The organism is Paenibacillus sp. FSL M7-0134, assembly GCF_038007865.1.
GTDB classification, from domain to species: domain Bacteria; phylum Bacillota; class Bacilli; order Paenibacillales; family Paenibacillaceae; genus Paenibacillus; species Paenibacillus polymyxa_B.
Genome location: NZ_JBBOXV010000002.1, coordinates 484,511 through 497,559 on the forward strand (window position 1 = coordinate 484,511; position 13,049 = coordinate 497,559).

Annotated in this window: 14 protein-coding genes; 12 read left to right on the plus strand and 2 right to left on the minus strand. The window is 46.5% G+C overall.

The window, feature by feature from the left end; translation table 11 throughout:
- Positions 1-97 precede the first annotated feature (97 nt).
- Both NSQ58_RS17910 and NSQ58_RS17915 read left to right on the plus strand, forming a co-directional pair.
- Complete coding sequence (locus NSQ58_RS17910; protein WP_013308817.1) at positions 98-391, plus strand: putative quinol monooxygenase; 294 nt, start codon at positions 98-100, stop codon at positions 389-391.
- A 44-nt stretch (positions 392-435) separates the two neighbouring features.
- The gene (locus tag NSQ58_RS17915; RefSeq protein ID WP_023987067.1) at positions 436-1,260 is read left to right on the plus strand and encodes an aldo/keto reductase; all 825 of its coding nucleotides are present in this window, start codon (positions 436-438) and stop codon (positions 1,258-1,260) included.
- A 91-nt stretch (positions 1,261-1,351) separates the two neighbouring features.
- Here NSQ58_RS17915 and NSQ58_RS17920 read toward each other — a convergent pair whose 3' ends face one another.
- Together NSQ58_RS17920 and NSQ58_RS17925 are read right to left on the minus strand one after the other, a co-directional pair.
- Complete coding sequence (locus NSQ58_RS17920; protein WP_341057960.1) at positions 1,352-2,005, minus strand: SdpI family protein; 654 nt, start codon at positions 2,003-2,005, stop codon at positions 1,352-1,354.
- On the minus strand, positions 2,002-2,313 hold the full coding sequence (locus NSQ58_RS17925) for an autorepressor SdpR family transcription factor (protein WP_013308820.1): 312 nt from the start codon (positions 2,311-2,313) through the stop codon (positions 2,002-2,004). The genes NSQ58_RS17920 and NSQ58_RS17925 overlap by 4 nt, the downstream gene beginning before the upstream one ends.
- A gap of 216 nt (positions 2,314-2,529) precedes the next feature.
- Here NSQ58_RS17925 and NSQ58_RS17930 point away from each other — a divergent pair, with 216 nt between their 5' ends.
- The 10 genes from NSQ58_RS17930 (at position 2,530) to NSQ58_RS17975 (ending at position 13,003) form a co-directional block, all read left to right on the plus strand.
- Entirely contained in the window at positions 2,530-3,141 is a 612-nt protein-coding gene (locus tag NSQ58_RS17930) for an alpha/beta hydrolase (protein ID WP_341057961.1), read from the plus strand.
- Between the two features lie 73 nt (positions 3,142-3,214).
- Positions 3,215-3,439, plus strand: a complete 225-nt coding sequence (gene tlp, locus NSQ58_RS17935) for a small acid-soluble spore protein Tlp (RefSeq protein ID WP_013308822.1) — start codon at positions 3,215-3,217, stop codon at positions 3,437-3,439.
- Positions 3,440-3,679: 240 nt separating this feature from the next.
- Positions 3,680-4,972, plus strand: a complete 1,293-nt coding sequence (locus NSQ58_RS17940; protein WP_023987070.1) for an ABC transporter substrate-binding protein — start codon at positions 3,680-3,682, stop codon at positions 4,970-4,972.
- Positions 4,973-4,999: 27 nt separating this feature from the next.
- Positions 5,000-5,962 (plus strand): carbohydrate ABC transporter permease, encoded by a 963-nt coding sequence (locus tag NSQ58_RS17945; protein ID WP_023987071.1) that lies wholly within the window; start codon positions 5,000-5,002, stop codon positions 5,960-5,962.
- Between the two features lie 3 nt (positions 5,963-5,965).
- Positions 5,966-6,805 (plus strand): carbohydrate ABC transporter permease, encoded by an 840-nt coding sequence (locus NSQ58_RS17950; protein WP_023987072.1) that lies wholly within the window; start codon positions 5,966-5,968, stop codon positions 6,803-6,805.
- A 334-nt stretch (positions 6,806-7,139) separates the two neighbouring features.
- On the plus strand, positions 7,140-8,426 hold the full coding sequence (gene ilvA / locus NSQ58_RS17955) for a threonine ammonia-lyase IlvA (protein WP_053326531.1): 1,287 nt from the start codon (positions 7,140-7,142) through the stop codon (positions 8,424-8,426).
- A 220-nt stretch (positions 8,427-8,646) separates the two neighbouring features.
- A complete protein-coding gene (locus NSQ58_RS17960) occupies positions 8,647-9,621 on the plus strand; it encodes a glycoside hydrolase family 43 protein (protein ID WP_023987074.1) in 975 nt (324 codons plus the stop codon).
- Between the two features lie 194 nt (positions 9,622-9,815).
- Positions 9,816-10,901: a FecCD family ABC transporter permease gene (locus NSQ58_RS17965; protein ID WP_340981558.1), complete on the plus strand. Its 1,086-nt coding sequence runs from the start codon at positions 9,816-9,818 to the stop codon at positions 10,899-10,901.
- Positions 10,901-11,926 (plus strand): FecCD family ABC transporter permease, encoded by a 1,026-nt coding sequence (locus tag NSQ58_RS17970; RefSeq protein WP_049828453.1) that lies wholly within the window; start codon positions 10,901-10,903, stop codon positions 11,924-11,926. The genes NSQ58_RS17965 and NSQ58_RS17970 overlap by 1 nt, the downstream gene beginning before the upstream one ends.
- Before the next feature lie 129 nt (positions 11,927-12,055).
- Entirely contained in the window at positions 12,056-13,003 is a 948-nt protein-coding gene (locus NSQ58_RS17975; RefSeq protein WP_340981557.1) for an ABC transporter substrate-binding protein, read from the plus strand.
- The last annotated feature ends 46 nt before the right edge of the window (positions 13,004-13,049 follow it).

A 13,049-nucleotide genomic window follows, 5' to 3' on the forward strand; every position in this document is an offset into this window, starting at 1 on the left:
ATCTATTTTACTGTATTACAGAAACGCCCGCACTTTTATTCTGTCGAAAGAATGGTCTATAATAGAAATAGTTACATAATACGAGGAGGAACATAATATGATTATTATTCATGCCGATATGAAAGTTTTACCTGAAAAAAGAGAGACTTTTCTGCAACAAACCCAAGGGCTGATCAGCGCATCCCAAGCTGAAGAAGGCAATGTACGTTACACGTTAATGCAGGATCTGAATGATCCCAACGCATTTACGATGGTTGAAGAGTGGAAAGATGCTGCTGCTGTAGATTTCCATAATAATTCTGCCCATTTCCAGGCATTTGTTGCCGCGGCTAAAGAATTGTTGGCTGCTCCACTTCAAGTGAATGCTTTTCAGGATGCAACTAAACTGTAATCATCCCGTTGAATAATTCATAATCAGGAACAGGAGGAATAGACATGGGGAACATTGCGGATACAACTGTACTGAATAACGGAGTTCAGATGCCTTGGCTCGGTTTCGGTACTTACAAGGCGGAAGGCAATGAGGTCTACGAAGCGGTCAAAACAGCTATTGAGGTCGGTTACCGTCACATTGATACAGCGGCGATCTACGGCAACGAGGAACTGGTTGGACAAGCCATTCGTGATAGTGGAGCGGCTAGAGAAAACCTGTTTGTAACTACCAAGCTATGGAATCAGGATCAAGGCTACGATTCAACACTGCGTGCCTTTGAGGAAAGCCGTAAGCGGCTGGGTCTGGATATCATTGATCTGTATCTCATTCATTGGCCTGGCAAGGATAAGTACAAGGAAACCTGGAAGGCATTCGAACGACTGTATGAAGAAGGAAGCGTACGCGCTATCGGAGTTAGTAACTTCCAAGTTCACCATCTCGAAGACCTCCTCAAAGACAGCAACATGGTTCCTGTCATCAACCAAGTGGAGCTTCACCCTCGTCTGACTCAACAAGAGCTGCATCAATACTGCCGGGAGCACCAGATTCAGCTTGAATCGTGGAGTCCGCTGATGAAGGGGAAATTAACCGAGCAAGCGGACATCGTTGAGATTGCTGCCAAATACGGTAAAACCTCTTCGCAGGTTATTTTGCGTTGGCATCTGGATCGGGGGATTGTGACGATTCCCAAATCTGTAACCGCGCATCGTATTCGCGAAAATGCTGATTTATTCGACTTTGAATTGACGGCTGAGGATATTGAACGAATCAATGGTCTTCATCTTGATGAGCGTGTAGGCACGCATCCCGATAAGCTGCTGTTCTAATATTAAGATTAAATGTACAAAGAACCTCCTAATTCTACGTTTACGTGGATTGGGAGGTTCCTTTTTTAGGTTCAGGTTTGGCTTTGTCTGCTTACTGGTTTAGCTTACGATACAACAAGAGAGAATAGAGTATGGGAGAGATGACGGATATGATCAGCATGGATAGAAAAATGACCGTTCCCGCCACTCCATCGACCCATGCCGCCACCAAACCCGAAGCACCACCGAGCATCATCATAGGTCCTCCGAAACGGTGCGTTTTACGCCATACCTCGGGGTTAGACAGAGTCCACGGAGTGCGGATACCGAAGGTATAGTTCGGCTGCACCTGAGTCATATAATTACCCATCACCAGCAGCAGCAGGCCTATTACTCCCAAAATTATAGTATTCATTTGCAGTCGTATGTTCAGGTTATACAGCAGCATCCCCCATCCAGCTACAGCGAGAACCAAAGAAATACCTGCACGCGTAACTTCATAGGCTTTTGAAAATTTCTCATAATTAGCTCTGTTGGGGTCCATGTAGCGTGCTAATCGAATGACCAGCGGTACTAGACCCAACAGCACGAGCATGATAATAGAACCACTTTTGCTCATATACCCGTCTGCAGTATTGTCAAAGCTAAAATGAGAGGCTAGAACATTGGGAAGTCGGTCGTACAGCAGTATAGCGCCTATAGCGGGTGATAAGGCAATCAAAGTCGTCAAAACATCCGTAAAGCCCCATTGTATTCGAAATTTCATTCAGATCCCTCCGTATCCTTGATATGATTCACATTTTTCTGGGCAGGGGTATCGGAGTGGGCGATGCTGAACATCCAACCGATGACATCCGCCACAACCGTTGTATGCAGGGTGTAGATAATGTTTTGCCCCTGTCGTTCATCCAGCACCAGCCCAGCCTGCTTCAGGATATTGAGATGGTGGGAGATGCTGGGCTTACTAATTTGAAAATGTTCAGCCACTTCACCTGCGCTCATACTTTTCTCCTTTAAAAGCTGTAAGATTGTACGCCGGGTCGGATCAGCCAAAGCTTTGAAGGCATCGTTCAAAATACATTTCCTCCTTTAGATATTTAGATAATATTCTAAATATCTAACACGATAGTAAAATAGAGCTATACTACATGTCAATGGAACAAGGCATCATTTTAGAAAAAGATTTAGATCAGACTAATTAGGTTTGTAAAAGGCAGCGAAGTTGGCTATAATCAATTTATACTAAAAATAAGAATCTTAATTTAAAGAAAAAATGAGGAGGAAATATAAATGAAACACGTATTTCGTAAAGGAAATCATCCGCAAGCCCCGGTTATTTTGCTGTTGCATGGTACAGGCGGGAACGAACAAGACCTGATACCTTTGGCTGAGATGGTAGCACCGGGAGCTTCTGTGTTAGGCGTGAAAGGAAATGTGCTGGAAAATGGGATGCCACGTTTCTTTCGCCGTTTGGCAGAAGGAGTGTTCGACATTGAGGATCTCGTATTTCGCACCAAAGAACTGAGCGAATTTGTGGACACAGCTGCAGAGCAATACGATTTTGATCGTAATAACGTGGTGGCTCTTGGCTACTCCAATGGTGCAAACATAGCCGCCAGCATGCTCTTTCACGATGCAAAAGCGTTACGTGGAGCTATTTTACACCATGCAATGGTGCCGTTGCGTGGGCTGGATTTGCCCGCTTTGAATGGTATCCCTGTATTCTTGTCTTCCGGTGAGAATGACCCCATTGTTCCAATTTCGGAATCTCAGGAGCTGCAAGCATTATTGGAAGGGGCCGGAGCGCAGGTGGAAGCATATTGGGAACGAAATGGTCATCAATTGACTCGGACTGAAGCCGTAGCCGCAGGAAAGTGGTTTGGGGAGCATTTTAATGCATAAAATGCTCCGATAGCGATCAAGCTACGGATTAGCGCTCTACTGAGCGACCCCATTATTAGGAGGCGACAAACGAATGGCAAAACCAGATAATCGAGCCGATAATGTTGAACATTTGCAACAAAGTATTCAGAACACACAGCAGAACCTGCATGAAGCTGAAGGATATCTAAACGAATTTTCCTCTGAAATCAGCAACGAGGAGCGTAAGCAGATCGAAGAAAAAAATAATCGTCGTAAAGAAAGTATTAGATCATTTCGGGAAGAAGTGAAGGACGAAGCAGCCCATTCCCAAGAGTAGTTAAAAAAGCGAGGCCCAACTTCGAGTTTCAATTCGAGTGGGGCCTCTTTTTTATGCAAAAATCATCATAGCCTCATTCAATTCATTTTCCCCCTATAATGCAAAGGAGACGCTAATCTGCGTTGAAAATAAATATTTTATAAATAATGTTGTTGTAAACTAATTTGTGTTGATGTTAAATAATAAAAGAAAGCGCAATCATTTACGAATTAGGATTTCATCATGCGAAGGGGGAAGGATATGCTGCTGCGAAGAAAACGCATGGCTTTGATGCTTATGGCGGTGGTTTTGATGGCTGGACTGCTGCAAGGCTGTTCTTTCAAGACCGATGAAAAGGATGGGCCGGGAACAGAACTTGTATTATGGACGTTCAATGAACTGCATGAGAAGTTTTTTCTGCAAATGGCTGACCAATGGAACCAACAGCACCCTGATGAATTGATTAATTTGAAAGCGAATACATTTCCTTATGATAACCATCACAGTAAGCTGTCGATTGCGCTGCAATCGGGGGTGGGAGCGCCGGATATCGCGGATATCGAGGTGAACAAGATTGGTAATTTCCTCAAAGGCATACCGCAGCTGGTCCCGCTCAATCCGGTGATTGACCCCGAGATCAATAACATTGTGCCTTCCAGAGTACAGATTTACGGCAAAGACGGTAAATATTACGGCATTGACTTCCACGTTGGGGCCGAAGTGATGTATTACAATAAAGAGATTATGGATCAGGCGGGGGTAAACCCGGATTCCATCGTCACCTGGGCAGACTATGCTGCTGCAGGCAAGCAAGTACTGGCGAAAACAGGCAAGCCCATGGCGACCTTAGAAACGAATGACCTATGGAGCTATTGGCCGATGATCTCCCAGCAAAATTCAGATTTTCTGGATGACAAGGGCGAGTTGACGTTGGATAACGAAACCAATATTAAAACACTCGAGTTTCTTCAACAGATGATAAAAGACAAAATCGCTATTCCCGCACCGGGCGGCGGGCATCACATGGAGGAATACTACGGATTTATGAACAAAGGTGGGGCCGCTTCGGTATGGATGCCGATGTGGTATATGGGACGTTTTACGGATTACATGCCTGACCTAAAAGGTAAAATTATCATCAGACCCATGCCAGCGTGGGAAAAAGGTGGTTTTCGCTCAGCGGGTATGGGTGGAACCGGAACAGTAGTCACGAACCAATCAGAGCACCAGGATCTGGCGATGCGCTTTCTGGCCTTTGCCAAGCTATCCAAGCAAGGGAATGTGGAGATCTGGAAGCAGCTTGGTTTTGATCCCATCCGTAGTGAAGTGTGGACCATGCCGGAAGCCAAAGCCAAGAATAAATTTACGGAGTATTTCGGAACGAATATTTTTGACACGCTCATCGAAGTCAAAGATGAAATCAATGCGGTGCATATCGGTCCGAAAACGCCTGATATCGCCAGTGCTGTGCGCAATAAAATACTTTATCGGACACTACAGAATGGCGAAGATCCAGCCACGGTGCTACATGAGCTGGCAGATGAACTGAGATAGACCCCAACAGGAAAGGGAGTGAGATTCATGGCAACGCCCGTTCATACGAACGCTAATGTACCGACAGGTCAGCCGCCACAGCCTCAGCGTCCGACCAGAAGCCGATGGAGTCGCTTTATTCATTCCAGCCGTACGGCACCGTATGTGTTTGTCCTTCCATTTTTACTGTCCTTTGCGTTATTTTTTGCCTATCCGGTCATATCGACGGTCATTATGAGCTTTCAGGAAGTCCTGCCAGGGATAACAACTTATGTTGGACTGGAAAATTATAAGGACTTAATCAATCCTACGTTTGGAAAGGCGATATTGAATAGCGTCCTGTACACGCTCCTTACCCTGGTCGTGCTGATTCCTCTGCCGCTGGTATTGGCGGTATTGCTGAATTCGCCTAAAATGCCGGGCAGAGGGTTGTTTCGCTCCGTGATGTTTATCCCTGCACTAACCTCAGTGGTGGTAGCAGGAACGATCTTCCGCCTCATGTTCGGGGAATTGGATGGTTCGCTGATGAACTCCCTGTTGGGGGTATTCGGTCTGGAGCCTTACAAATGGCTAATGAACGCGAACACCGGCTTTTTAGCGTTGATCGTGCTGGCCTTGTGGAGATGGTTAGGCGTGAACATGCTGTATTACATGTCGGGACTCCAGAACATTCCTCCCGAGTTGTATGAAGCTGCGCAGATTGATGGAGCCAGTCGTTTCGATTCATTTTGGCGGATTACGATTCCTATGCTGAAACCAGTGACGATCTACGTATTTACGATTAGCATTTATGCGGGGTTATCCATGTTCACGGAGAGCTACATGCTGTGGAACGGAAATAACTCCCCGAACGATATTGGTTTAACGATTGTTGGCTATCTCTATCGCCAAGGTCTGGAGCAGAACAGTATGGGCTTTGGAGCTGCGGTGGGCATTGTATTGCTCGTATTTACACTCGTGCTGAACCTGATCCAGCTCAAATTTTTCGGCATGTTCCGGAAGGAGGATTAAGCGATGGCTCAGAAACAAAAAGGCTCGTTATCCGCATTGCTCGTTGTCCTGTTCATTCTGTTTGCCGGGTTTGCCTTGTTTCCGCTATTTGCTGTGACGCTTGCCTCGTTCAAGCCATCGACGGAGCTGCTGCGCTACGGCTTGAATCTTAAGCTGGAGTGGGGCATCATGTCCTTGAAAAACTATGCGTTCATCTTTCAGGGGACGACGGATTATTTTCAATGGTACTGGAACAGTATTGTCATTACCGTCTTGTTTACGGTGTTATGTTTGATATTGTCCGCGATGGTAGGCTACGGTCTGGAGATGTACCGTTTTAGATTGAAAAATGTGATTTTCACACTGGTGCTGGTCGTGATGATGATCCCGGTAGAAATTATCATGCTGCCGCTCTACAAGCTAATGATTGGCATGAAGCTGATTAATACAGTATGGGGCGTAATTCTACCCTTCGTCGTCGCGCCGATCCCGATCTTTTTCTTCCGTCAATATTTGAGTGGTGTTCCCAAGGACTTCATGGATGCTGCGCGGGTTGACGGCTGTTCAGAATATGGCATTTTCGTGCGGATTATGATGCCTCTGATGGCGCCTGCATTTGCAGCAATGGCTATTTTGCAGGCGATGAACAGTTGGAATAACTTCCTGTGGCCGATGATTGTATTACGTACCAACGACATGCTGACACTGCCAATTGGACTGTCCAGTCTGCTGACGCCGTATGGCAACAATTATGATGTGCTGATCGCGGGATCCGTTTTGGCTATTTTACCGATTCTCGTCGTGTTCCTGTTCTTCCAGCGTTACTTTATTGAAGGGATGACGGCAGGCGGAGTAAAAGGATAATCGGAAAGGTATTAAATAGAGCAATGGAATACAAGAAATGTGCAACGTCAGAAAAGGCTGATCGGGCATTGTCCCGGTCTGCCTTTTTTTAGATTCGATTGATTTTCATTCTCATTTTCATGACTATCATCTGCACAAGCTATGGGTAAACGTGGTATGATATTTGAAAGATTTCAAATACAGCACTTTGCATAATTCGATTCCTGACGCTCAAAAGTACAATATATAGACGAACTAAACCGTTTCGATCTGTATATTGCTGATTTGAAATCGCTCTTGGGATTTATGCAAAATGCTCAAATACAGAAATATTCAGGCGGAGCGTGGAGAACCTATGGAACCAACAGAAACCCAGAAAACTGACCCGACCATGGCGTCAACCGTTGGCATGGAGGATATTGTACGAGCGCATCATATGCTGCGTGAGGTGATTGTACGTACACCTTTACAGAGGGATGCCGTCCTATCGGCCAAATATAACTGTAATGTGTATCTGAAAAGAGAGGATCTCCAAGTCGTGCGGTCCTTTAAAATCCGTGGAGCTTACAACATGATCCGTAGCTTGACCCCTGAGCAAATGGAAAAAGGAATCGTGTGTGCGAGTGCAGGGAATCATGCGCAAGGTGTGGCTTTTTCATGTAATGCTCTTGGTATCCACGGTAAAATATTTATGCCGAGTACAACGCCCAACCAGAAGGTCAAGCAGGTTCGTCGCTTTGGCGGTAACAGTGTAGAGGTCATTCTGACCGGAGACACGTTTGACGATGCCTATGACGAGGCCATGAAGGTGTGCAGCGAGCAGGCAATGACCTTCATCCATCCGTTCGATCAGCCGAAAATTATTGCGGGCAATGGTACGATTGCGATGGAAGTGATGGAGAGCCTAGATACACCTATGGACTATGTGTTCGTAACGATTGGCGGCGGCGGTTTGGCGGCAGGCGTAGGTACGTATGTTAAAACCGTGAGTCCATCCACCAAGGTAATTGGCGTGGAACCCCTCGGCGCGGCGTCGATGACGGAAGCGATGCGTGTGCACAAGGTGGTTACACTGGATCAAATAGACAAGTTTGTTGACGGAGCTGCAGTGAAGCGTGTGGGTCAGCTGACATACGATATTTGTAAGCATACCTTGGACGATATTGTGAAGGTACCGGAAGGTAAAGCATGTACCGCGATTCTGGAGCTGTATAATGAAAATGCGATTGTTGTGGAGCCTGCGGGTTCACTGCCTGTTGCAGCACTTGATCTGTATCGCGAGCAGATTCAAGGCAAAACGGTTGTCTGTATCGTCAGCGGTGGTAACAACGATATAGATCGTATGCAGGAGATTAAGGAACGGTCCCTCATTTACGAAGGACTGAAGCATTATTTTATGGTGAATTTCCCGCAAAGAGCTGGGGCACTGCGTGAGTTTCTACAGGATGTGCTTGGACCAGACGACGATATTACTAGGTTTGAATATACGAAAAAGAATGATAAGGAAAATGGACCAGCTCTGGTCGGCATTGAGCTGTTCCACAAGGATGACTATCTTCCTTTAATTGAACGAATGAACCGCAAGGGGCTTAAATATACGGAACTGAACAAAAACGAAAATCTATTTAATATGTTAATTTGAAAAGGAGCCTACGGGCTCCTTTTTTGTATCAGGATTTTGCAAAATCCTCGTATGTATAGTGTTATGCGTAGTTTATGAATTTCTTTTTATTTGAAATAAAGCGTTTACAAAACTGAAGTTGATAGGTTAATATATGGGTAACTTCATAAGTATAAACACTAATGTAATAGGTGTGTCACCTGAATTTCATTATAAGATACTCATTCGGAGGTGCGAAAGAATGTTGAAAGCATGGAAAAAATCAGTACAGAGTAAATTGACCCGAACGGCGTTTGCTGCCGTAACCTCGGCTGCTTTAATGCTGTCAGTGATGCCATCTGCATCCGCAGAGCATTGGGCGTTAACTGGCGATGTGGCAGTGCATGATCCGTCCATTACGAAGGAAGGCAACGCATGGTATATTTTCTCCACAGGGCAGGGGATACAGGTTCAAAGATCGGATGACGGACGCAATTTTTACAGATTGCCGCAAATATTCCTGTCACCGCCATCATGGTGGAAATCGTATGTACCTAAGCAAAAGACTAACGATGTATGGGCACCGGATGCTCAAAAGTATAATGGACGGGTATGGCTGTACTATTCCATTTCTACTTTTGGTGCCCGGACCTCGGCTATCGGACTAGCTTCCGCAACGAGCATTGGCGCGGGGAGCTGGAGAGATGATGGACTAGTGCTGCGTACGACGGATGCTAACGATTATAATGCTATTGACCCAAATCTCGTCATTGACGCTTCCGGTAACCCTTGGCTTTCCTTTGGTTCATGGAATTCAGGCTTGAAAGTGACTCGATTGGACAAGAATACGATGAAGCCTACGGGCCAGATCTATTCTATCGCCAAGCGTACGGCTGGTGGTTTGGAAGCGCCACATGTTACATACCGCGACGGCTATTATTATCTGTTTGCTTCCATTGATAACTGCTGCAAAGGCGTAGACAGTAATTATAAGATTATTTACGGTCGCTCTACTAGTATTACCGGACCGTATGTGGACAAGAGCGGCAAAAGCCTGATGGATGGCGGTGGAACGATACTGGATGCAGGGAATGACCGTTGGAAGGGACCGGGTGGACAATCTGTCTATAACAACAGTGTGATTGCACGTCATGCCTATGATGCCACTGATGGTGGAAATCCAAAGCTTCTGATTAGTGATTTGAAATGGGATTCGGCAGGCTGGCCTACGTACTAAAGAGAGGACCGTTTGGAGTCATTTGTGCAGTAAAATCATATAGATATATTCAAAAACTGTTCCTCCTAAGGGGGAACAGTTTTTGGCTTGCAATGTCATAGAAACATGCTATTATGTATCAAGTTGATAATAATTATCATTATCGTTATAAGAGACGTGATGATTTTCAAGTATGGAGGGAGTGACCTCACCAAATGCAGTCCAAAGACAGCATGGACAAACATACAGCTCTGACAGAGAGGGAAGTTCCTAAAGTAGTCATAACAGCACCTCCAGTGCTTCGAGCGGGTAGGATTCGGCAGGCGTTGTTGTTCACAGCTTCGGCTGTATTGTTGGCTTTGGCCATATTCGCCGCCATTTCTTTTGGAGCCAAGCACTTGACCGTAAGCACCGTGTGGTCGGCAGTATTTCACTATGATCGTTCGCTAATGACACATCAGATCATTCACGAGCTGAGATTACCGCGTGTACTCGGTGCAGCTGTTATTGGAGCTGCGCTGGCGGTGGCAGGCTCTCTGATTCAGGGTATTACACACAACCCGCTGGGAGATACAGGTGTGCTGGGCATTAACGCAGGAGCGATGTTTGTAGTTGCAGTGAGTTTTGCCTTTTTCCCCAATCTACCTTATGGGGCGTTAATAGTATTGTCGTTCCTAGGGGCGCTGATGAGTACCTTACTAGTATTTGGTCTGGGAGCATCTGCACCGGGAGGATTGACACCTATGAGATTGACGGTGTCTGGAGCTGTCACGGCTGCCTTGTTAGGTTCCATGACTTCGGGGATTGCGATTTATTTTGATCTAAGTCAGGATTTAGCCTTCTGGTATGCGGGTGGTGTAGCCGGGATTAAATGGTCGCAGCTTGAGATTCTTGCACCGATTTTGCTTATTGTGATCGTCTGGTCTATGGGGCTGGCACGTTCCATTTCGCTGATTTCGATGGGCGATGAGGTGGCGTTAAACCTTGGGTTGAATCTCAGGCGTATCCAACTTTTGGGTCTGCTGACTGTAGTGGTACTGGCCGGCCTATCTGTATCGGCTGCCGGAGCCATCGGCTTTGTAGGTTTGGTTATCCCACATATCGCTCGCAAGCTAATCGGTGTGGATTATCGCCAGATCGTGCCGCTGTCTGCGTTATTGGGAGCCGTATTACTGGTGCTGGCAGATTTGGGAGCGAGAATGGCAAATCCGCCAGAGGAGCTAGCTATTGGGATTATGGTGTCTTTTATCGGAGTACCCTTTTTCCTCTTTCTCGCCCGTAAGGAAAGGAGGGATTTATAGTGAGTCGCTCTTTAGGGATTGGGGACACAAGAACGAAAAAGGCTTGGCTCGTTTGTTTGGTATTGGCGGGGATCAGCTTTGCTGTCCTTGTTTTGGGTTTGAATACCGGAACGATTCGTATTCCACCGCTACGCGTGCTGGATACGTTGTTTGGCGGTGGCAACGGACGTGATCATATCGTTCTGTTCGAATATCGTCTGCCTCGTATTGTTGTAACGGTGCTAGCTGGAGCGGGACTAGGCGCAGCCGGGGCGGTCATGCAAGGCTTGTCACGGAACGCACTTGCTGATCCGGGAGTGCTCGGTCTTCATGCGGGGGCTGCGTTGGGACTGGTGATGTTCGTTAGCTTTTTTCGCGACCTGGACGGATCGGCCGCCGTTCTGATCCCCTTGTTTACCTTTGCAGGAGGTGTCATTGCGGCGGTGCTAATTGTTTTGTTGTCCTATAACCGCAGCAGAGGAATCGTGCCGGTGCGTCTGATTTTGTCCGGCATCGGTGTAGCCTCGGGTCTTAGCGCCATAACGCTGTATTGGTCGTTGCGGCTGGATGAGGATACGTACGCATTTACTGCACGTTGGTTGGCTGGCAGCGTTTGGGGCCGGGATTGGATACACGCAGCGGCTTTGTTGCCTTGGATAGTCATTGTATTACCCTACGTTCTGTCGCAGACGCGCAGTCTGAACAATCTGTCGTTGGGCGACGAGACCGCAGCTGGAATCGGCACAAATGTGAAGCGCCAGCGTCTATTACTGCTGGGCGCAGCCGTGGCTCTATCCAGTGCCAGCGTATCCATGGCTGGAGGCATCGGTTTTATTGGGCTGATTGCGCCTCATCTGGCTCGCCGTCTGGTTGGGCCGATGTACCAGCATTTGCTGCCAGTAGCCTGTTTGGTCGGGGTCGTTATTCTGGTCACCGCAGACACGATTGGGCGCTCGGTGTTTCAGCCGAATGCGATTCCCGCAGGTGTGGTGGTTGCTGTGGTAGGAGCTCCGTATTTTTTATTCCTGTTGTCCCGAACAAAATGACAGAAGGAATAGGTACATATGAAATCATATGATGCAAATGATGCAACCCGCTGAAATTAATAACTAAGCAGAAGCCTTCTATATTGATCATTATAATGTAGAGTTTCTGTAGTATAGGAGAGAGTAATCATGAGAAAGCACAAATTTGAGGGTTCAGATTTTAAACGTTCATGGGTAGTCACAACTCTTGTTGTATGCATGATCATGCTGTCCGCTTGCGGACAAGCAGCCGACAAACAGGCTACAGATACGAAAGCGGCTGGCAGTGCGCAGACAACCATTAGTGCGGATTCGCGTATTGCTTCGATGTCTATTCATTTGACGAACAACCTGCTGGCATTGGGCATTACTCCGGCTGGTTCGGTCATTGGTGGAGATGTGAAGGATTTTCTGCCCCATGTAAAAGATCGTCTTCAAACTACACGTAAGCTAGGTGTTGTCACAGACCCGGATATGGAAGCGGTATTGGAACTTCAACCTGATCATATTTTTTTGGACAAAAAATATTCGGGAACCGATGTGGCCAAGTTTGAAAAAATTGCGCCGACCGAAGTTTTTGATCTGGATGAAGGCACATGGAAGGATCAATTGAAAAAAATAGCTGCTATGGTCAAACATGAAGCACAGGCAGACGCATTTCTAAAAGATTATGATACACAGAAGGAACGAGTCAAAAAGCTGATTCATTCAAAAATTGGGGACGGAACGGTTATGGCTGTACGTGTGACGGCGAAAGAGGTTCGTGTTATGGGGATGAAGCGTCCCGTAGGACCGCTGTTGTATCAGGACTTGGGTTTAAAGCCAGCCAAGGGTGTAGAAAAGATCAACAAGGCTTATCAAGTTGTTTCCCAAGAGGTTTTACCGGATTATGATGCCGATGCGATCCTTGTTATCATCAGTAAAGGCGTTGATGCCCAAAAGGTATACAAACAGCTGGAAGGAAATACAGTATGGCAAGGTCTCAAAGCGGTGAAGCAAGGGCATGTCTACATGTTGGACGGACAGCCTTGGCTGGACTATTCCGCGATGGGACATAAAATTGCTCTGGATAATGCAGAACAACTATTTTCCAAATAAGTTTTAAAGTATATCAAGCCGTATTCCCCCATGCAGCTTCTTGCAG